Origin of the sequence: Kosakonia sp. (assembly GCF_032104925.1) — a bacterium.
In the GTDB taxonomy this organism is placed as follows: domain Bacteria; phylum Pseudomonadota; class Gammaproteobacteria; order Enterobacterales; family Enterobacteriaceae; genus Kosakonia.
In genome coordinates this window covers 315,898-335,196 of the sequence record NZ_DAMCGF010000005.1, presented here as the reverse complement: position 1 = coordinate 335,196, position 19,299 = coordinate 315,898, and the positions used below count along the sequence as shown (strand labels likewise).

At 51.7% G+C, this 19,299-nt stretch carries 18 protein-coding genes; 3 read left to right on the top strand and 15 right to left on the bottom strand.

Translation table 11 applies throughout. The features are described from left to right. Positions 1–4 precede the first annotated feature (4 nt). From coaD to rfaD, 13 genes are all read right to left on the bottom strand, one after another. The gene (gene coaD / locus RT644_RS13150; RefSeq protein ID WP_160268379.1) at positions 5–484 is read right to left on the bottom strand and encodes a pantetheine-phosphate adenylyltransferase; all 480 of its coding nucleotides are present in this window, start codon (positions 482–484) and stop codon (positions 5–7) included. Positions 485–487: 3 nt separating this feature from the next. Continuing rightward, complete coding sequence (locus RT644_RS13145; RefSeq protein WP_313626964.1) at positions 488–1,258, bottom strand: glycosyltransferase family 2 protein; 771 nt, start codon at positions 1,256–1,258, stop codon at positions 488–490. Continuing rightward, entirely contained in the window at positions 1,258–2,532 is a 1,275-nt protein-coding gene (gene waaA / locus RT644_RS13140; RefSeq protein WP_313626963.1) for a lipid IV(A) 3-deoxy-D-manno-octulosonic acid transferase, read from the bottom strand. The genes RT644_RS13145 and waaA overlap by 1 nt, the downstream gene beginning before the upstream one ends. Positions 2,533–2,623: 91 nt before the next feature. Then, positions 2,624–3,754 carry a glycosyltransferase gene (locus RT644_RS13135; RefSeq protein ID WP_313626961.1) on the bottom strand — a complete coding sequence of 377 codons (1,131 nt, stop codon included), beginning with the start codon at positions 3,752–3,754 and terminating at the stop codon, positions 2,624–2,626. 2 nt (positions 3,755–3,756) lie between these two features. Further along, positions 3,757–4,929 (bottom strand): glycosyltransferase, encoded by a 1,173-nt coding sequence (locus tag RT644_RS13130; protein WP_313626959.1) that lies wholly within the window; start codon positions 4,927–4,929, stop codon positions 3,757–3,759. Further along, the gene (locus RT644_RS13125) at positions 4,926–6,029 is read right to left on the bottom strand and encodes a glycosyltransferase family 4 protein (RefSeq protein ID WP_020455746.1); all 1,104 of its coding nucleotides are present in this window, start codon (positions 6,027–6,029) and stop codon (positions 4,926–4,928) included. Before RT644_RS13125 ends, RT644_RS13130 begins: the two co-directional genes overlap by 4 nt. Continuing rightward, complete coding sequence (locus tag RT644_RS13120; protein ID WP_313626957.1) at positions 6,029–7,030, bottom strand: glycosyltransferase family 9 protein; 1,002 nt, start codon at positions 7,028–7,030, stop codon at positions 6,029–6,031. Before RT644_RS13120 ends, RT644_RS13125 begins: the two co-directional genes overlap by 1 nt. A gap of 111 nt (positions 7,031–7,141) precedes the next feature. Beyond that, positions 7,142–8,374 carry an O-antigen ligase RfaL gene (gene rfaL / locus RT644_RS13115; RefSeq protein ID WP_313626955.1) on the bottom strand — a complete coding sequence of 411 codons (1,233 nt, stop codon included), beginning with the start codon at positions 8,372–8,374 and terminating at the stop codon, positions 7,142–7,144. Next, the gene (locus tag RT644_RS13110; RefSeq protein ID WP_313626953.1) at positions 8,364–9,503 is read right to left on the bottom strand and encodes a glycosyltransferase family 4 protein; all 1,140 of its coding nucleotides are present in this window, start codon (positions 9,501–9,503) and stop codon (positions 8,364–8,366) included. The genes rfaL and RT644_RS13110 overlap by 11 nt, the downstream gene beginning before the upstream one ends. Further along, a complete protein-coding gene (gene rfaQ, locus RT644_RS13105) occupies positions 9,500–10,564 on the bottom strand; it encodes a putative lipopolysaccharide heptosyltransferase III (RefSeq protein WP_020455742.1) in 1,065 nt (354 codons plus the stop codon). The genes RT644_RS13110 and rfaQ overlap by 4 nt, the downstream gene beginning before the upstream one ends. 22 nt (positions 10,565–10,586) lie before the next feature. Beyond that, a complete protein-coding gene (gene rfaC, locus RT644_RS13100) occupies positions 10,587–11,555 on the bottom strand; it encodes a lipopolysaccharide heptosyltransferase RfaC (protein WP_313626952.1) in 969 nt (322 codons plus the stop codon). A 3-nt stretch (positions 11,556–11,558) separates the two neighbouring features. Continuing rightward, a complete protein-coding gene (gene rfaF, locus RT644_RS13095; RefSeq protein ID WP_020455740.1) occupies positions 11,559–12,605 on the bottom strand; it encodes an ADP-heptose--LPS heptosyltransferase RfaF in 1,047 nt (348 codons plus the stop codon). Between the two features lie 2 nt (positions 12,606–12,607). Further along, on the bottom strand, positions 12,608–13,540 hold the full coding sequence (rfaD, locus tag RT644_RS13090) for an ADP-glyceromanno-heptose 6-epimerase (protein ID WP_017458185.1): 933 nt from the start codon (positions 13,538–13,540) through the stop codon (positions 12,608–12,610). 216 nt (positions 13,541–13,756) lie between these two features. Here rfaD and kbl point away from each other — a divergent pair, with 216 nt between their 5' ends. From kbl to RT644_RS13075, 3 genes are all read left to right on the top strand, one after another. Continuing rightward, on the top strand, positions 13,757–14,953 hold the full coding sequence (kbl, locus tag RT644_RS13085) for a glycine C-acetyltransferase (protein ID WP_045507523.1): 1,197 nt from the start codon (positions 13,757–13,759) through the stop codon (positions 14,951–14,953). A 9-nt stretch (positions 14,954–14,962) separates the two neighbouring features. Next, a complete protein-coding gene (tdh, locus tag RT644_RS13080; RefSeq protein ID WP_313626950.1) occupies positions 14,963–15,988 on the top strand; it encodes an L-threonine 3-dehydrogenase in 1,026 nt (341 codons plus the stop codon). A 99-nt stretch (positions 15,989–16,087) separates the two neighbouring features. Further along, positions 16,088–17,041, top strand: a complete 954-nt coding sequence (locus RT644_RS13075; RefSeq protein WP_313626949.1) for a glycosyltransferase — start codon at positions 16,088–16,090, stop codon at positions 17,039–17,041. A 52-nt stretch (positions 17,042–17,093) separates the two neighbouring features. On the opposite strand, the gene RT644_RS13070 is transcribed toward RT644_RS13075, so the two are convergent. Beyond that, positions 17,094–18,023, bottom strand: a complete 930-nt coding sequence (locus tag RT644_RS13070) for a divergent polysaccharide deacetylase family protein (protein WP_313626948.1) — start codon at positions 18,021–18,023, stop codon at positions 17,094–17,096. Between the two features lie 3 nt (positions 18,024–18,026). After that, complete coding sequence (gene envC / locus RT644_RS13065) at positions 18,027–19,292, bottom strand: murein hydrolase activator EnvC (protein WP_044489525.1); 1,266 nt, start codon at positions 19,290–19,292, stop codon at positions 18,027–18,029. Between the last annotated feature and the right edge of the window lie 7 nt (positions 19,293–19,299).

The window sequence follows — 19,299 nt, the reverse complement described above, 5'->3', positions numbered from 1 at the left end:
AAGCTTACTTAAGCTTCTCTAACAGCGCCCGGTGAACGTCAGGCGGCAGAAAGTGGGTGACATCGCCCTGATGGCGCGCCACTTCTTTGACCAGCGTAGAAGAGATAAACGACCACTCTTTCGACGGCATAAGAAAGACGCTTTCCAGCTCCGGCATCAGGTGGCGGTTCATATGAGCCAGCTGCATCTCATATTCGAAATCCGCTACCGCCCGCAAACCGCGAATAAGGATATTTGCCTGCTGGGCGCGGGCAAAATTGGCCATTAAATCGCTAAACCCCACCACGGAAACATTCGGCAGATGTGCCGTCGCTGCTTGCGCCAGTGCCACGCGCTCTGGCAGGTCAAACAGCGGTTTTTTGCTTGGGCTGGCGGCAATCGCTAACACCACCTCATCAAACATCGTGGCGGCGCGGGTCACAATATCAATATGCCCGTTAGTGATGGGGTCAAAGGTGCCGGGATAAATCGCTTTTGTGCTCATCGCTTATTCTTTCTCTGAATAACCGTGGTTCAGCGCCCACAGCTCGGTGTATTTATTGAAAGTATACTGCGCATTAACCACTGCCAGCAGCCAGCCCTGTTTGCCATCCAGCACGCCGCCGCGCAGTAACAATGTTTTGACGAAGGCGCCCAAAGTATGCGCGAAAATTCCCGGTAGCGACGTTTTTTTACCGCGCTGATGGCGCTCCTGCGCCCACGCCGTGGCGTAATTGAACTGTTTGCGCTGAAAGCTGGCGAAATCCCGGCAGGTCAGATGCAGCAAATCACCACTGAGCGCAATGACCGGCGCTTGCGGCGCATCCAGCGATTCATGCACCAGATTACCGTTGTACTGATAGCGCTCGCGCTCGTACAGCCGGGTAACTCGATCCGGATACCAACCACTGTGGCGCATAAAGCGGCCAAGGAAATAGTTACGGCGGGCAATGCTGTAAACGGCGCCCGGCTGCGGTGCGGCGAGTGTCGCGCGAATGTGCTCTGCGAGTTCCGGAGTGACGCGCTCGTCGGTATCGAGCATCAGGATGTAATCGCCGCTGGCGTAGCGCTGTGCCATCTGGCGCTGTACGCCGTAACCCGACCAGTCAGTATGGGTGAAGACTTTGGCGCCCGCGCGGCTGGCAATGCCCACTGTATCGTCGCTGCTGCCGGAATCCAGCAGCACAATTTCATCCGCCCAGGCAACGGATGCCAGACAATCGGGCAGCAGATCCGCCGCGTTTTTGGCGATCATCACCACCGACAAACGTTTGGACATTAATGGCTCCGCTGAGGCAAATACGGTTGCAGAAGTTGCAGCAGGCGCGCCAGCGCGCCCTGGTTCTGGTGCAGCACTTCCACCGCGTGGCGGCCGTACCATAAACGGTAATCTTCATCCGTCAGCAGGGTCGACACCTCTTTCACCAGCGAATCCGCATCGGTGACGGTGATCAACCCTTCCGCTTCCTGCAGACGTGCGCAGATATCTTTGAAATTATACGTATGTGGCCCCATCAGCACGGGAATCGCGTGCGCGGCGGGCTCCAGCGGGTTGTGGCCGCCGCGTTCAACCAGGCTGCCGCCGACAAACGCCAGATCGGCGATACCATACAGCAACATCAGTTCACCCATCGTGTCGCCGATCACTACCTGTGTGCTGCTGGAAGGGATTTCGCCCGAGCTGCGCAAGGTGTAGCTGAAACCGGCTTTCTGCGCCAAATTGCGCGCATCCGGGAAGCGTTCCGGGTGGCGGGGCACCAGAATCAACAGTAAATCAGGGAAGGTTTCCAGCAGCTTGCGGTGCGCCTGTAAAATAATCGCTTCTTCGCCGTCGTGCGTGCTGGTAGCAATCCACACCTGGCGGCGTGGTGCCCACTGGCGGCGCAGCGTTATTGCGCGTGCAGCGAGTTCTGGCGTTACGGAGATATCAAATTTCAGGCTGCCGGTCACGGTCAACTGGCTGCGCTTTAAGCCTAATTGCAGAAAACGGTCGGCATCTTCCTGGTTTTGCGCGGCAATCAGGGTGATTTTGCTCAGCAGGCGGCGCATAAATTTGCCCAACTTGCCGTAACCTTTTGCCGAGCGTTCTGACAGCCGTGCGTTAGCGATAACCAGGGGGATTTGGCGCGCTTTCAGCGCGGAAATCATGTTCGGCCACAGTTCGGTTTCCATCACGATCACCAGCTTCGGGCGAACATTGTTGAGAAAACGGTTCATGGCGCAGGGCAGATCGTACGGGAGATAAACATGATGTACGTCTTTGCCGAAAGCCGACATCACCCGTTCCGAGCCGGTTGGCGTCATGGTGGTCACAGTGATGGGCAGCGAAGGGTAGCGATGGCGCAGTGCGCGTACCAGCGGGATCGCTGCCAGCGTTTCTCCCACGGAGACGGAATGCAGCAGAATACCGTCCGGCTTCACTTTGTTACGACAAAAACCATAGCGTTCAGCCCAGCGTTTGCGGTAAGCGGGGGCTTTGCGGCTGCGAAGTAATAATCGCAACCACACCAGAGGCTGAATTAAGTAAAGCAGGGTGGTATACAACAATTCCAAGCGACTATCCGTTTTTTTAAGTTTCGGCGGGCAAATTCTAAGCATTTAGGGCGGCTAAAGCTATACCTTTCCGGCCTGACAGGGTAACGGCTTACCGCCACCCCTTCAAAGCAGCGCTAAGTTTATCAGCCACTGTCTGCCAGCCATAACCAGCAAGGGTTTCTTTCCGGGCATGCAGGGCTACCGACTGGAGGTCCGCCCGATTGAGCGTTGCCTGAATATCTTCTGCCATCGAGGTTGTTGAGAGTGGTTCCCGCATTACAAATCCGGTTTTCCCGTCGATAACAAATTCTGAAATTCCGCCGCGAGGGCTGACCAGTACCGGGATGCCGGAGGCCATGGATTCAAGCGCCACCATGCAGAATGGTTCTTCAAAGCGAGAAGGCACCACGGTTAAATCGCCGATTGCGTAGACCTTATGCATATCTGCCGGGGCAACGCTACCCGCGAGAATACAATTACTGCCCATGGTCTGAGCCATCTCACGAATCTCTTTTTGATATTTCGCTCGCGGGCCACTACTGTTCGCTTTTGGATCGCCGATAATCACCAGCTTTAGCTGTTGCCCGGACTGATTCAATTGATGCACGGCCCGCATCAGTTCCAGCGGTCCCTTTTCTGGCGACAACCTCCCGGCATAAAGAATCACAGTATCGGTTTCAGTCAGGGCAAACTTTTCTCGTGACCAGCGATCGCCATCAGCGTAAAGTTCGACATCAATACCATTAGGCACAACTTTTACATCTGCACCGGGAACCTTTTCTTTGTACCAGCGAGCCAGAAACTGGCTGGGAACAATAATCTTTACCGCACTGGTTAGCTTGTCGGTATCCTGCATATTATGCATATGTAGAATCATGTCCTGTTCAGGATAATAGCGCGCAGCGGTCGTATAAAGATGAATCGAATTATGCACGATCAGTGTTTGCCGTCCAGCTCGCAGGCTACGAGCTCGACGAACCAGTCGCCATGCATAAGAAAGTGGGTCCCAGCGGGTCCATTTTTGAAAAATACGTTTGTAGATGCGGCCAATACCAATGCGGTAGATCGAACAATGCGGGGTGATACTTTCTTGCTGCACTTCGCCTTGACGGATACAAATAATTTCTGTCGAAACGTGCAACCTGGTGGCTACGTTATAGACCCACCACTCCACCGCAGCGGCATGGCGAGGCGGGATTGAATGGATTGGCGGAACGGTAAATATGAGTGATTTTTTCATTATCAATTTTGCCGTAGCAGATGATGAATAATGCGGGAAATCTGTTGTGCGCGGTGATCCCAGGTGAATGTTTTCGTCAGCTCCAGCGCCGCATTCGCGCGTTTTTGCGCTTCATCTCTATCATCGACTACGCGCTGGAGTACGCTCCCCAGCTCTTTACTGTTTTCGCTTTCGACGAAAAAGACGCTTGATTCATCCACAACTTCACGGATTGACGGTAGGTCGGCAATCACAATTGCTTTACCCATCGCCATATATTCAAATAGTTTAAGTGGTGAGGTATATCGGCTGGCAATGCTGGTTTTGGTCAGTGGCAAAATGCAAATATCATGGCGGGCTATCTCGTGGAAGCGCTGGCGTGGATTCACATAACCGAGAAAATCGATTTTAGCTGCCACACCTTCCTGCTGTGCCAACGCGGAAAGCGTTGTGATCTGTTCCGCGTTACCTCCTGCAATTGTTAGCTTTGCGCCGGTTACGTGACGCATTGCGCTGATAGCTGTTGGGATACCTTTCCAGGGATGGAGGCTGCCGAGATAAAAAATTGATACGGGTATAGAAGGTAACTGTGAGACTGTCTTCAGTGCCTCATTTGCTGCCACGCTGTCCACGCCGTCGGGGCTAACGATACAAGGAGTATCGACGTTGTAGTGGCGGCGAATATCCTCTTCAAGGAAAGACGTCAAGACAACAATTGCCGCCGCATTCTGGTAAACAAAATGCTCATTTTCCAGCAGAATCTGGTACTTGCGCTGGTTCTTTGCTTGGCTGAGATCATGAGACTCCTTAAAACTCTGAGCAAATATCTCGTGGCTTTCAAAGATAACCGGAATGCCCAGCTTCTGGCTGAGCAGGAAACGGGCCATTTTTAGATTACGAGTATAAATTGCATCGACGGGGTTGCGCTTCAGCCAGCGGCGGACCATTAGAATAAATATTTTCTGAGTATTAAAAGGAAAATACCATTTTCCACGTGGGTCATTTAAAGGTGAGAAAACGACGCCTTCCGAAACGGAGCGACCCAGTAGACTTTCAACCGTGGTATGGCTGGGGGGCGTGACAACAAAGACTTGCATATCGTGTCGCGCAAAAGCATCCACATTCTGCAAAATTTGCAGTGATGCAACGCGGATGTCCGGCACTGCATAGGGATCGATATAGGCAAGTTTGATCATTGGTCGAGCGCCGAAAGTAAACGTTGAGCTGAGTGGTGCCAGGTGTAGAGATTTTCGATACGCTGACGTGCGTTATGCCCCATTGTCCGACGGTGTTCGCCGTCTTCCATCAATTTACGGATGGCATCAGCAATTGCTTCAGGGTGGCCAGGAGAAACCAGTAATCCAGCTGAGCCTTCATTGCCAATCACTTCCGGAATACCACCAATATAGCTACCTATCACGGGTAATCCGCAAGCCATCGCTTCAGCAATAGTAATACCAAAAGCTTCATCGCCAGTGCTGGGGAAAATACCTGCATCACCGCTTCTATAAAACGCTGGCAGAGCTGAATGCGCAACTGGCTCGTGGAAAATAACCTGTTTGTCCACACCAAGAGCCCGAGCTTGTGCCTGTAGTTTTGTCAGTTCTTCACCATTACCAACAATGAGAAAGCGTACCCGCTCGTCCTGCAATAGCGCCAGTGCTTTCAAAACGTAATAAAGGCCTTTCCACCCGACAAGCCGCCCGGCAAAAACCAGTAAAAACTTGTCATCATCAATGTCCAGCGCCCGACGAATACTACCAGTTGCAGGAGTAAACTTATGGATGTCCACACCGTTATAAATCACATGTGGGAAGTGCTTAAAGTGATGCTGAATCTGCCAGGCATTAAATTCACTACATGCCACCCAGGCGTCAATTCGTTTAGCCAGGCGGCGATCAAACCTAAAAAAACTGGTGCCTCCACTCATATAGCAGAAACGCGTCTTGCTGGACGCAGGCATCAGATGTGGCCAAAAGAAATCGAAAGGTTTGGTAAGAATGACCCAGTCCAGATCATCCTTCACGACCGCTTTTCGGGCATGCCGTGCCATAGAAAGGCGTTCAACGATTCGCTGGAACCGGCGTCCGAGATTAATCACCTTTTCTCGTGGTGTATAAGGATAGGTTCGTACGGTAATTGCATAACTCGCAACATCATGGCGAATGTCCCCTTCTCCTCCATAAAGAAATACCTCATGACCAAGGTCAGCCAGGGCTTTTGCAAGTTCCCAGACTGCAGTTTGGATGCCTCCATAAGAAGTTGTTATGGTCACATCCACAAATCCAATTTTCATTAGCTTACCTTTAGATCAATGTGTTTCGCGAGCAGCGTATTGACCGCATTCCAGACAGTATCAACATCAATCTTTGACATTGGCTCTTCACGGCTGGCGTCAGAATAGTCAACAGGATGTTCGATAACAACCAGACTAGGGTGCTGTTGTGGCGAAAGATACCTTCCTGGATGGAAGGCGTGGTACATCGCTACCATTGGGATACCCAAGGCACCAGCAAGATGAGTAGGGCCGGTATCCACACCCAGATAAAGAGAAAGCTGGCTCATCACCGCTGCGTTTTGTCTCATTGTCAGCTCCCCTGCGAGCGACGTGGCGGAGGAACCCAGTTCAGAGGCCAGTGCAGCAGCGGTAGTTTTTCCTTCAGGCCCGCCTAATAAAAGTATATGACTGTCGGGATATGCCTGTAACAGACGGTTCGCTATCTCCTTAAAAGAGGAGATCGGCCAGTCTCGATAGGCCTTTGCAGGAAAGCTTTGCAATTGAAAACCGATCAAACGCTTACCACGCAGATTGTTTTTAGTCAAAAACTGGCGTGCAGAGTCCAGTTCTTGTGGCGTAACACAATAACAGAGGCGCCAATCGGTGATCTCAACGCCGACGGCTTGGGCTAGCAACGCTCGTTCCTGCTGGGCTGGCATTAACTGTTTCGGCGGGGCTACCGTGCACCAGTTGGCGTTACCAGTTTCGTCAGAGAAAGAAACCGTCAGTGTGGAAACGCGTTTAGCGTACTCCACCAGTGCATCATCACTACCGTATACCAGCGCCAGATCATACTGCCGTCGGTGGAAATATTTCATCCATGCCGCTTTTTTCTTGGAGAAGGTGCGAACAGTATTCACCCAAGGTAGATTTTCGATCACCGAGGCTGTTTTTTTATGCGCGAACACATCCAGTATGGCCGTGGGCCACTTCGTTTTTAATGCTTTTAATACCGGTGTTATTAATAAAGTGTCGCCAAAGCGAGCAATGTTTATGACAAGGATTTTTTGGGGCTGCATAAGCGGACCTGCTATCACACTTTTTCACATTGTACACTAGCGGCTACAGATGAGTCACGGTAGGAGTAGCCGACTATCGTGACATAGTCGGCTAATTACGGTTACAGTTATTCAGGTATTCTCAACTTTAATCCTGAACCCCAGTGCCATGAGTAATCCAAAATGAATGCCAAGTACATTCAAATAGACATTTTCAAATGTTCCTCGAACAATAACCCAGCCGATAAACGATACCATCAGTAACAGCACCGCCTGTGCTGTTATAATATTCGATCTGCTCGCCACAAATGCTCTATAGGCGTAGTTGATGGTGCTCAGCGTCAGGGTAATTAGCGCTAGCAAGCCAGCAATACCTGCAGCAAACCAGATAGCCAGAAAGACATTATGAGGTCCGAGAGACTGTTTATAAATCCATTCAGGATGGTTCTTGACCTGATCGTTATAAATGCGATGGAACAGGCTATTACCAAAACCATAGCCCTTAATGGGGTTTTGCAGAATAAGTTCCAGTGCCGTTCCCTGTGTACCTCCGCCATAGCGGTTGCTGCTAGACGTTTGCTCCATTTTTTTTGTCAGCGGGTGTTCCTGCGCATGATCATAAGAGACCAGCATTACTGCACCGCAAATTAATGCTGTAATCCCCATAAAGGCCAGCATTTTTTCTTTATTAAAAATAACGACAATCGCGCTCATTATCACTGCTGCAAGCCATGAGCCACGCGCAAAGGTACCGAGCATAAATGTCATGGTGATCATTGTGACGGCTATTAAACAAGCCCAGTGCTGTAGGCTGTTCTTTTTGTAAATATACCAAAGGTTAAGGATAACCGGGAAGCATAAAACATAGCTATCAGAAAGGTCTCGATGAGTCATTTCAGTAAAAGGCATAACCCCCTGACGATATTCATCAATATACATTAAAAGGTCTCGTATACAGGTAATCACGAGGCCAGCAGCAATCGACAGCAGTATCATTTTGGCGATTTGAACCGCAGAATTTTTGTGTAAAACAATAGGTAGTACAAATGAGAAAAGTAAAATACTATTTAGTATGGGTTTATTCATGCTGTCAAAGCTGATCTGCGGATCTATAGAAATAAATAGCGAATAAAATATTGTGAGAACAAAAAAAATAACACTAACAAAAAGATTGTTCTTTAGTGGGGCCAGAGCAAGGCGATAATTTTTAAATAAAAAATATATCGCCGTTGTAATCATTAAAATAACAGTCAAATTTTTAAATTTTGTCAATTCGGCTGTAAAGTTAAGCGCAATAAATAATCCCACCAAATAGAGTGGCAAGGATTCTTTTCTACTTCCATTAAAGAGCGAATTAAATACCATTCTTTTTATTCTCAATTACAGTAAGATATAAATTATAAAGTTCATTAGAAATATAGCTTGCAGTCAGATTTACCACTTTATTGAAAGAGGTCTTTCTGGCAAAATTATAGTCAAATCCATTTTGTAATTTTCCAATAGCACCGGAAAAAGAGGCCCAGTCCAGCGCATCGAAAACATATCCATTTATTCCAGTATCAATAAATTCTTTTCCTCCACATTTATCTGAAGTCAATACCGGTAATCCACAGGCCATCGCTTCCAGGATCGTATTCGGAAAAGGATCATAACGCGTTGGCTGAATTAAGGCGTCAGCCATTGCATAAAACGGAGCAGTCTCTTTCTGCACGCCCGCAAAAACCAGCCGTGATTCACAGCCCAGGATGCGGGCCTGTTTCTTATAACGCATGGACTTGCGGTCATTTCCTACCACCAATAGCCACGCAAGTGGATGTTCCGCAATCGCTCTGATTGCGACATCCAACCCCTTACGCTCAAAGCCGGAACCTACGAACAGCATCAATGTGGCATCTTGCGGGATGGCGTAGCGCTCACGCATTGGCTGGCGATGTACGGAAATCAACGATGGATTCCATATATTGGTATCGATACAGTTGTAAATCACATGGATCTTATTGGGATCAATAGCAAAGTGATCGACAATCTCCGCTTTCACCATAGCTGAGTTACAAATCACTTTTTCCAACGCTGGATGTTCAAACATCGCTTTTTCCTGGCGAAGCTGATAGCGGTGGAAGCTGGAAAGTGATTGGACTAGCTTTTGTAGCGGATTCATCGTGCGTGAGCGAATGTTCAGCCATTCACGATGTACGCCGTCGCCAGCACGATAAATAGTACAGCCGGGAATGCGTTCATGGCTCTGTACAATATCAAATGCGGCAAAATGGCTCTGTGCTTCACGCGCGAAATTTATTTCGCGTTGTAGGCGATTTTTTGCCGGCGGGTCACAGGTAATGACATGATAATCTGTGCTGGAACCAGTTTCCCATTGACGAGTAATAATGCTGATATCTAAATCGCTTTTATCGCGCAGGGCACTTAATGCTCTGGAGACAAAGCGCTCGGCTCCCCCATCAGGTCGGTATTTTTGTCTGACAATAGCAAGCTTCATTGGCTAACCTGGATGGTATTTATTGCTTCAATCACCTGGCTTCTGGGTAGCTGCACCAGACAGTCGCAGATATGGCTATTGGCGCAGCCTGCTTGTCCGCAGGGGCGACAGGGATGATGTTTAGAGGTTACAACTTCACTTTTAACCATCCATGGGCCCCATTCTTTGTCCCCAGTAGGCCCAAATAATGCTACCACTGGCGTTTGCATCGCTGCAGCAATGTGCATTGGCACCGAATCGACGCCGAAGAGCATATCTGCATGTTGAATTAAAGCGGCCAACTCCTTCAGGGACATGGTTCCGGACAGATCAAGAAATGGCGTGGTAACGAGGGCGCGAAGATCTTCCACCATCTTCATCTCTTCTTTTGACGGCGCGGCGCTCAGTACAACAGTTTTACCTTGGTGGCTGAGATATTCCATAATTGCGGCGACATCTTTTGTGTTCCAGCATTTGAACATCCAACGTGAAGTTGGATGGACTACAACGTAAGGTTGGTTCTGCCAGCCTGCGGCATATAGCTTATCTTTTACCCCTCGCTCTGCAGCTTCTCCGGCAACCAATACCAGCTTGCGTTCTTCTATCGTAGGCTGTAAACCCAGCACCCGAAGTGTATCCAGATGGCCTTCAACTGTATGACGAAGATGAATACGTTTGACTTGCTTCTGAAACTTTTTTCTCCAGAAAAACAACCGCTTTCTGTTTTCGTTGTAGAAGGTTACTCCATGGGGGATCCTACCGAGTTGGGCGAACCAGAAGCCGCGCATGCTTTCTGTCAAATGCAAAAGCAGATCATAGTGCTGACTTTTGATATGGCGAATAAGTGCTAGTTCTTTTAGAAAATGTCTCCACACACCAAGCTTTTTCCATTTACGGTCAATTATCAATACGTTATTAATCGCTGGGTGCAGGGTCAGCATATCAGCAGTTTCAGCATAGACGATAACATCTATTTGGGCGTTAGGATAATGACGACGTAAGGTGGTGAAAATGGGTGATGTCAGTAGAACATCGCCGTGATGCCTCAGTTTGGTCACAAGAATACGTTTAAATTCAGGCATGAAAGTACCTAACTCGACATGATTAAATTATGTGTGCGTCTTTTAGCTGACGGAACACATCGCTGCCGGGCAGGTCATGTAATGACCGGCTGTCAGAAGGGCGACAGATTACCTGATTACGCCCATATCCGCCAATTAAACCAGGATCCGTTGGGCCATAAAGTGTAACGTTCGGCCTGTCCAGCGCGGCGGTCAGATGGCTTAAACCGGTATCAACCGAGACGACAAACCGCGCGCCGGCCAGTTCTCGCGCCACATTCTCAAGGCTCATCCGTGGCAAGACATCGACAAAATTCAGCCCTTGCGCCAGCCGTTTCGCGCGGGCTTCTTCATGCGGCGCGCCCCACGGTAACTTTATGCGTAAGCCGCTGTCAGCCAGCAAATTAAGTAGCTCGCGCCAGTGTGCTTCCGGCCAGTGTTTATCATCGCGGGTGGTGGCGTGTAAGAACACGGCATAGGGCGAATGCGCCGCGTCGGCGACGGCAAAATGGCGGGCGATGGCGTAATCACCCTGCGTTTGCGGTTTGGTATAACCGAGGCTTTTGGCGAATAATTCGCGGGTGCGCTCAACCGCATGTTGCTGTTTAGCAATGTGATGACGGCGATTGTAAAACAGGCTCGCTAAGGGCTCGCGCGCGGTGCGCCAGTCCATGCCGTGCTTCACACCATGCGCCAGTCGGGTGACCAGCGCGGCGCTTTTCACCAGCCCTTGCGCATCAATAATCGCGTCGTACCGCTCAGCCTGTACCGCCAGGCGAAAGGCTTTACGCTCGGCGGCAATGGGGGCGGAAAACCAGGCTTTGCGCCAGCGGCGGATCGCCACCGGAATAACGCGCTCAACGGCGGCGTGCCAGGCGGGGATCTGGGCGAAACCCTCTTCCACCACCCAGTCAAAACGGATGCCAGGAATCGCCTGCGCGGCGTCGGTGAGCGCGGGCAGCGTATGCAGCACATCGCCCATCGACGAAGTTTTAACGATCAATACCCGCATCGGTTATCCTTCCGCGTCCAGCAACAGCGCGTTCAACTCTTCCAGTACGCGCTGCGGGGTAATGTCGATCAGACTCTGGTGATAGCCTTCAGCGGCGTCGCCTTTGCGCACTTTGTGGTAGCCGGAAATCAGGCGGATCACGCGGGCTTTGTGCGACAACGGCGGAGTGAAATCCGGGCTGCTTGGGCCGTAAAGCGCCACCAGCGGACGATTAAGCGCGGCGGCGACATGCATCAAACCGGAATCATTGGTAACGATCGCTTTACAGGCGGCAATTAGCACTACGGCTTGTTCCAGCTGCGTTTCACCGGCCAGATTGCGGCACCAGGCTTGCTGCTCGGTACTCAGCGAGGCCAGAATCTCGTTGCCCGCTTCGTGATCTTTCGCCGAACCAAACAGCAACACCTGGTAGCCTTCATCAATCAGTTGCTTGGCCAGTTCTGCGTAATGGTAGTGCGGCCAGCGTTTGGCCGGGCCGAATTCTGCGCCGGGGCAAAAACCAATCACCGGGCGTTCGGCAGAAATATCAAAAGTCGCGCAAACTTGTAATTTCTCGCTGTCGTTAACCTGCAACTGCGGCCACAGCAGCGGCTGCGGCAGATCCTGCGCCGAGCGCATCACACCTTTGTCATAGGCCAGCGCCACATAGCGCTCCACCATTAACGGCCAGGCTTGTTTATCCAGTACGCGAGCGTCATTGAGCAGACCGTAACGCATTTCACCGCGCCAGCCGGTACGGTGCGGCACGTTGGCAAAGAACGGTACCAGCGCGGATTTAAACGAATTGGGCAGCACGTAGGCGCGGTCATAACGGCGCTCGCGCAGGCTGTGGCCCAGCTTACGGCGTGCACCAATTTCCAGCGCACCGTGGCCGAGCGGCATTGGGATCGCTTCGTTGACTTCCGGCATGCGTGATAAAAGTGGACGGCACCACGCGGGTGCCATCACATCGATTATCGCCTGGGGAAAGCGCGCTTTAAGCGTGCGGTAAAGACTCTGCGACATCATCATGTCGCCGACCCAGGACGGGCCAATGACCAAAATTTTCATACTTACGCGTCGCGGTTCAGCCAGGCCATATACTCGGTTACGCCTTCGGCGACGGTTTTAAACGGTTTGTCGTAACCCGCCGCGCGCAGGTTGGTCAGATCCGCCTGGGTAAACGCCTGGTAGCGGCCTTTCAGTTTGTCCGGGAACGGAATGTATTCGATGCTGCCTTTTTTGTGGAAGGCCAGAGTGGCGTCGGCAACGGCCTGGAAAGATTCCGCGCGACCGGTACCCAGATTGTAGATACCGGAAACACCGTTTTCCCAGAACCACAGGTTGACCGCCGCGACATCGCCCACGTAGACGAAATCGCGTTTGAAGTTTTCGCTGCCTTCGAACAGTTTCGGGCTTTCGCCGTTGTTCAACTGGGTATTGAGATGGAAGGCCACGCTCGCCATGCTGCCTTTATGCCCTTCGCGCGGGCCATACACGTTGAAGTAGCGGAAGCCGACGATCGGGGAGTTCGCTTCCGGCAGGATGCCGCGCACATACTCGTCGAACAGCATTTTTGAGTAGCCGTAAACGTTAAGCGGCTTTTCGTATTCACGGGATTCGATAAAGTCCGAAGTACGGCCACCGTAAGTCGCGGCAGAAGATGCGTACAGGAACGGGATTTCGCGCTCCAGGCAGTAGTGCAGCAGCTCTTTTGAGTACTGATAGTTGTTATCCATCATGTACTTGCCATCCCACTCGGTGGTGGATGAACACGCACCTTCGTGGAATACGGCTTCAATATCACCGAACTCTTCACCAGACATAATCTGGATCAGAAAATCTTCTTTATCCATGTAGTCGGCAATGTGCAGGTCGACCAGATTGACGAATTTGGTGCCGTCTTTCAGGTTATCCACCACCAGAATATCGGTGATGCCTTTATCATTCAGGGCCTTAACGATGTTGCTACCGATAAAACCCGCGCCGCCGGTCACGATGATCATAACTGTACCTTTGAAAAGTGGAGCGTTGAGACGATCTCAGACACTAATGTCTCTTATCATATCATCACATTGACGACCCTTCAGCCATTCACCCAGTGAACGATATGCCTATGCGTGATTTATGCTACAAAATGAAGAATGGATGCTGTGTCATCTCGTATCACCGTATACCTTTCGGTAATATGTGCCGAAATTTGCCCAGTCTGGAGAATTGCGATGCGTGGGGATTTTTATAAACAGTTAACGAACGACCTGGAAACCGCGCGTGCGGAAGGGTTGTTTAAAGAAGAACGCATTATTACGTCGGCCCAGCAGGCTGATATCACCGTGGCCAATGGCGACCATGTTATTAACTTCTGCGCCAATAACTATCTTGGCCTTGCCAACCACCCTGATTTGATTGCTGCCGCGAAAGCCGGTATGGACAGCCACGGCTTTGGTATGGCCTCCGTGCGCTTTATCTGTGGTACGCAAGATAGCCACAAAGCGCTGGAGAAGAAGCTGGCCGATTTCCTCGGTATGGAAGATTCCATTCTCTACTCCTCCTGTTTTGATGCGAACGGCGGCCTGTTTGAAACGCTGCTTGGTGCGGAAGACGCCATTATTTCCGACGCGCTGAACCATGCTTCTATCATCGACGGTGTGCGTCTGTGTAAAGCGAAGCGCTATCGCTACGCTAATAACGATATGCAGGAGCTGGAAGCCCGCCTGAAAGAGGCGCGTGAAGCGGGCGCGCGTCATGTACTGATTGCGACCGATGGCGTGTTTTCCATGGACGGCGTGATCGCTAACCTGCAAGGCGTGTGCGATCTGGCGGATAAATATGACGCGCTGGTGATGGTCGATGACTCTCACGCGGTCGGTTTTGTTGGCGCGAATGGTCGCGGTACGCATGAATATTGCGACGTGATGGGGCGGGTGGACATCATCACCGGCACGCTCGGCAAAGCGCTTGGCGGCGCGTCCGGCGGTTACACCGCGGCGCGTAAAGAGGTGGTGGAGTGGCTGCGTCAGCGTTCCCGCCCGTATCTTTTCTCCAACTCACTGGCACCCGCCATTGTTGCCGCGTCCATTAAAGTCCTAGAAATGCTTGAGTCCGGTGCTGAGCTGCGCGATCGCCTGTGGGCAAATGCCCGTCTGTTCCGCGAAAGGATGACCGCCGCAGGCTTTACGCTGGCAGGGGCAGACCACGCCATTATCCCGGTGATGCTGGGCGATGCGGTGGTGGCGCAAAACTTCGCACGTGAGCTGCAAAAAGAGGGGATTTACGTCACCGGTTTCTTCTTCCCGGTGGTGCCAAAAGGTCAGGCGCGTATCCGCACACAGATGTCTGCGGCGCATACGCCTGAACAAATTGAGCGTGCGGTTGCTGCCTTTACCCGCATTGGTAAACAACTGGGTGTGATTGCCTGAGGGCGTGAAATGAAAGCGTTATCCAAATTGAAAGCAGAAGAAGGCATCTGGATGACCGACGTACCGGAGCCGGATGTTGGTCATAACGATCTGCTGATTAAAATTCGCAAAACCGCGATTTGTGGCACTGACGTGCACATCTACAACTGGGACGACTGGTCGCAAAAAACCATTCCTGTACCGATGGTCGTCGGCCATGAATATGTCGGCGAAGTGGTGGGCATCGGCCAGGAAGTGAAAGGTTTTAAAATTGGCGATCGCGTTTCCGGTGAAGGCCATATTACCTGTGGTCATTGCCGTAACTGCCGCGCCGGGCGTACGCATCTGTGCCGTAACACCACGGGTGTGGGCGTCAACCGTCCGGGCTGTTTTGCCGAATACCTGGTGATCCCGGCGTTCAACGCTTTCAAAATCCCCGACAATATTTCTGACGATTTGGCGTCGATTTTCGATCCGTTTGGTAACGCGGTGCACACGGCGCTCTCCTTTGATTTGGTGGGAGAAGATGTGCTGGTCTCCGGCGCAGGCCCGATTGGTATTATGGCCGCGGCGGTGGCAAAACACGTTGGTGCACGCCATGTGGTTATCACCGATGTGAATGAGTACCGCCTCGATCTGGCGCGCAAAATGGGAGTTACCCGCGCGGTTAACGTCGCCAAAGAGAATCTGGCGGATGTGATGGCAGAACTGGGTATGACCGAAGGGTTCGACGTGGGTCTGGAGATGTCCGGCGCGCCGCCAGCGTTTCGCACGATGCTCGACACCATGAACCACGGCGGCCGTATTGCGATGCTGGGTATTCCGCCGTCCGATATGTCTATCGACTGGACTAAAGTCATCTTCAAAGGGCTGTTTATCAAAGGCATTTACGGTCGTGAGATGTTTGAAACCTGGTATAAGATGGCGGCGTTAATCCAGTCTGGTCTGGATCTTTCGCCGATTATTACCCATCGTTTCAACATCAACGAGTTCCAGCAGGGCTTCGACGCGATGCGCTCGGGGCAGTCCGGCAAAGTGATTCTGAGCTGGGATTAGCTCATTGAGCCGGGCCGTATCCTGAGCGGCCTGGCTTCTTTTGCTCCGGGCTTTATCATATACTCGTAGCGTTAATAATGGTGAGAACTGGAATGCCAAATGAGCACGGCTAAGATAGATGTAAGTATCGTTATTCCTGTTTATAACGGTGGCGATACTTTAGGCCCGATGATAGAAAAAATCCTCCGTGAAAAAAGGATTAATCTGGAAATCATTATTGTTAATGATGGTTCCACAGACAACACCGCTGAAATACTGCAGACCTTTAACGATCCACGTCTTATTGTGGTTCATCAGACGAATCAGGGCGTTTATGCTGCCCGTAATGCTGGCATTGCCGTCCGTCGTGGAGACTGGCTTATTCTGTTAGATGCTGATGACGATTTTACTGACGATATGATTGTGGATCGTTTCCGGCAAGCAAACCTCCACGATGTAGATGTCTATATCGCCAACGGCTGGCGCAATGAGCAGCGAGAGGGGGATTTCAGCAATACAATCCATCATCATCAGCCCTACAATAAAACTATCAAAGGCTTTAGTTGGATTAACCACGTGGTCGGCGTTCGTGAGTGGCCGCATTATCTATGGCTGCAAATTGTCAGGTCTGAATATATCAATCAGCTACAGCTAACTTTTCAGTTGGGAAGCAGCCACAAAGATATTTTGTGGACCACCGAGCTGGCATTAGGTAATGGGCGTTTTTATATTTCCGATAAGCCTGACTATGTTTACTGTGATAATCATAATTCCATTACCCACAGCAAGAAATATTTCGATTCGCGCACTCTTAGCTATATTGGGGTAATAAGCCAACTGATTCGCTGGGCGAACGAGTCACGGTACCATGAGGTGAAACGAGCGCTGCTAATTCATTCATTAGAAGAAGCCCGCCATTTCTTCGGTATGTATCGTAAAAAGACCAAAGATAAACCGTATGCGAGGGCGCAATTTTTTCAGCATATTCGCTTTGTGGATCTGCTTAAAGGCGTTAATAGTGGGCGTAAGATGTGGTTCCTGCTACGGCTTTATATGGCATTTGTGCGATCATAAAGACAGTAGGTCTTTACTGTCAGCCCCAATCCCATCAATGGGTGGATTTTTATTACTTCCACCCTTGCCACTGATTCTGCATATAACGCACCAGCGTACTCTCGCCAACACTTTCACTGATTACGCCAAAGAAGCGGCTGGCATAAACCGGTTCAGGTTTGTGCTTCGCTTTACACAGTTTTGCGCCGCGAAACGGATTACGCGGTGGCTGAACGGTACCGCCTGGTGGTGTGGCGTTGGGCGTTGAGGTATCTGTCTGCGGTTCATTGAGCAGATCGCTCGGGCGCACCAGCGTAATATCCGCCGGCAAATTGTAGAGAGACTGTTGCAGAACACGAACAGTGGCGGGATGCGGGTGACCAATAGCAATGGCGGAACCATTGCGACGCGCTAACTGTACGGCGCGGTCAAACTGACGGCGGATATCGCCTTCGTTTTGCGTATCGTCGAGGAACACCTTGCGCTTAATGACTTTTACCCCGGTACCGGAAGCGGCGCGCAGCGCCTGGCTATTGCCGATAGTCATGCTATCAAGGAAATAGAGGTTATAGCGCTCCAGCGCCTGCATCACTTTCTGCATGCCAAACAGACTGGACGTCATGGCGCTACCCATATGGTTATTCAGCCCGACGGCATACGGCACTTTGTTGACTGCATCGCTGATGATGCGCTCAATCTCTGCGCTACTCATCTCCGGGCGCAGCGTGTCTTTTTCCAGCGGCTGTTTACTCAGCGGTGCCATTGGAAGATGGATCAACACTTCATGGCCACTGTTGTGCGCTTTGGTCGCCATTTCGCGAGCATGCGTTGCATTGGGCAGCACCGCGACGGAGACCGCCTGCGGCATGGCCAGCACCTGGTTTTCAGTTTGTGGGCGGTAGCCGAAATCGTCGATCACGATGGCCAATTTCCCGGCGAATACCGGAGCGGAAAACGCCAGCGCACTGGCGAGCGTCAAAACAATACGACGAAATTGAAGCAAACCTTATCTTCCCAACCACGGCTGTGGATTGACCGCCTGACCCTGACGGCGAATTTCGAAATAGAGTGAAGGCCGGCCCTGACCGCCACTGCTCCCTACGAGGGCTATCGGCTGACCGGCGCGAACCTGGGTGCCTACGCTCACCAGCGCGCTCTGGTTGTAACCGTAAAGGCTCATGTCGCCCTTGCCGTGTTCCACCACCACCACCAGGCCATAACCTTGCAGCCAGTCGGCGAGGATCACACGCCCGTCGGCGATAGCTTTCACTTCACTGCCTTCAGACGCGCCGATAACAATCCCTTTCCAACGTAGCTCACCCTGCAGTTGTTCGCCATAACGATGCAGTAACGGGCCGCGAACCGGCCAGACGGCCTGGCCAGACGGCGAACCTAAACCGCCGGTGCGGGACATCAGTGAGCGTTCGCTCTCGGTAGGTTTATACGTGGTGCCTTTGCGGCTGGCTTCATTCTGGCGGTCACGCACGGCTTGCGCTTCGCGGGCTTCACGTTCGGCACGGGCTTTAGCTGCCGCTTCCGCGCGGGCGAGGCGATCGCGCAAGCGAGATTCGTTGGCGCGCATTTCGCTTAGCTGTTGCTGGCCTTCCTGAATGGAGGATTCCAGACCAGAAAGGGTTTTTTGCCGCTCACTGCGTGCTTGTTCAAGTTTGGCCTGCTGTGCTTTTTGCTCATACAGCAGCGTTTGTTGCTGGCTCTGCTTCTCTTCCAGCTCGGATTTTTGTGTGGCGACCTCTTCGCGCGTCTGTTTCAACTGAGCGATGGTTTCCTGTCGTGCCTGGTTAAGATAACCAAAGTAGGCCTGCAAACGCTGGCCGCGCTGGCTCTCTTCACCGCTCAGAATCAACTGGATCCCGGTGTGTGGCCCCTGGCGGAACGCCGCATCAAGCTGCGCCGCAAGGTTGTGTTCCTGCGTGGTGCGCTGACGTTCCAGTTTGGCAATCGAGGCGTTCATCTCGGCGATCTGCTTATTGAGCTGGGCGAGGGTGTTTTGTGTTTCCCGCAGCTGGCGGGTGGCGGCAGAGATGGCTTCTTCCTGTGCCTTTAACTGGGCAAGAAGGCCCGCGCGTTGCTGTTGTTGCTGGCGTACCGCGCGCTCTTTTTCAGCGATATCGGCCTGAATAGATTTGAGCTGATCGCGGTCATCCGCGTGGGCGGAAACGGCGCACAGCAATGCGCCAGCGCTGAGTGCGCTGGCGCAAAGAAAGGGTCGGAGCCCGACCCATGTGATTGAAAAAATCGCCTTTCCCCTCATGGGGAGC

Bases quoted from the DNA above. Each gene is read 5' to 3' on its own strand.
- rfaC (WP_313626952.1), bottom strand. From the start codon at position 11,555: ATGCGGGTATTGATCGTTAAAACTTCGTCGATGGGCGATGTGCTGCAT.
- rfaD (WP_017458185.1), bottom strand. From the start codon at position 13,540: ATGATCATCGTGACCGGCGGCGCGGGTTTTATCGGTAGCAACATCGTT.
- kbl (WP_045507523.1), top strand. From the start codon at position 13,757: ATGCGTGGGGATTTTTATAAACAGTTAACGAACGACCTGGAAACCGCG.
- rfaF (WP_020455740.1), bottom strand. From the start codon at position 12,605: ATGAAAATTTTGGTCATTGGCCCGTCCTGGGTCGGCGACATGATGATG.
- tdh (WP_313626950.1), top strand. From the start codon at position 14,963: ATGAAAGCGTTATCCAAATTGAAAGCAGAAGAAGGCATCTGGATGACC.
- RT644_RS13130 (WP_313626959.1), bottom strand. From the start codon at position 4,929: ATGATCAAACTTGCCTATATCGATCCCTATGCAGTGCCGGACATCCGC.
- envC (WP_044489525.1), bottom strand. From the start codon at position 19,292: ATGAGGGGAAAGGCGATTTTTTCAATCACATGGGTCGGGCTCCGACCC.
- RT644_RS13075 (WP_313626949.1), top strand. From the start codon at position 16,088: ATGAGCACGGCTAAGATAGATGTAAGTATCGTTATTCCTGTTTATAAC.
- rfaL (WP_313626955.1), bottom strand. From the start codon at position 8,374: ATGGTATTTAATTCGCTCTTTAATGGAAGTAGAAAAGAATCCTTGCCA.
- rfaQ (WP_020455742.1), bottom strand. From the start codon at position 10,564: ATGCCTGAATTTAAACGTATTCTTGTGACCAAACTGAGGCATCACGGC.
- RT644_RS13110 (WP_313626953.1), bottom strand. From the start codon at position 9,503: ATGAAGCTTGCTATTGTCAGACAAAAATACCGACCTGATGGGGGAGCC.
- coaD (WP_160268379.1), bottom strand. From the start codon at position 484: ATGAGCACAAAAGCGATTTATCCCGGCACCTTTGACCCCATCACTAAC.
- RT644_RS13135 (WP_313626961.1), bottom strand. From the start codon at position 3,754: ATGAAAAAATCACTCATATTTACCGTTCCGCCAATCCATTCAATCCCG.
- RT644_RS13120 (WP_313626957.1), bottom strand. From the start codon at position 7,030: ATGCAGCCCCAAAAAATCCTTGTCATAAACATTGCTCGCTTTGGCGAC.
- RT644_RS13125 (WP_020455746.1), bottom strand. From the start codon at position 6,029: ATGAAAATTGGATTTGTGGATGTGACCATAACAACTTCTTATGGAGGC.
- RT644_RS13145 (WP_313626964.1), bottom strand. From the start codon at position 1,258: ATGTCCAAACGTTTGTCGGTGGTGATGATCGCCAAAAACGCGGCGGAT.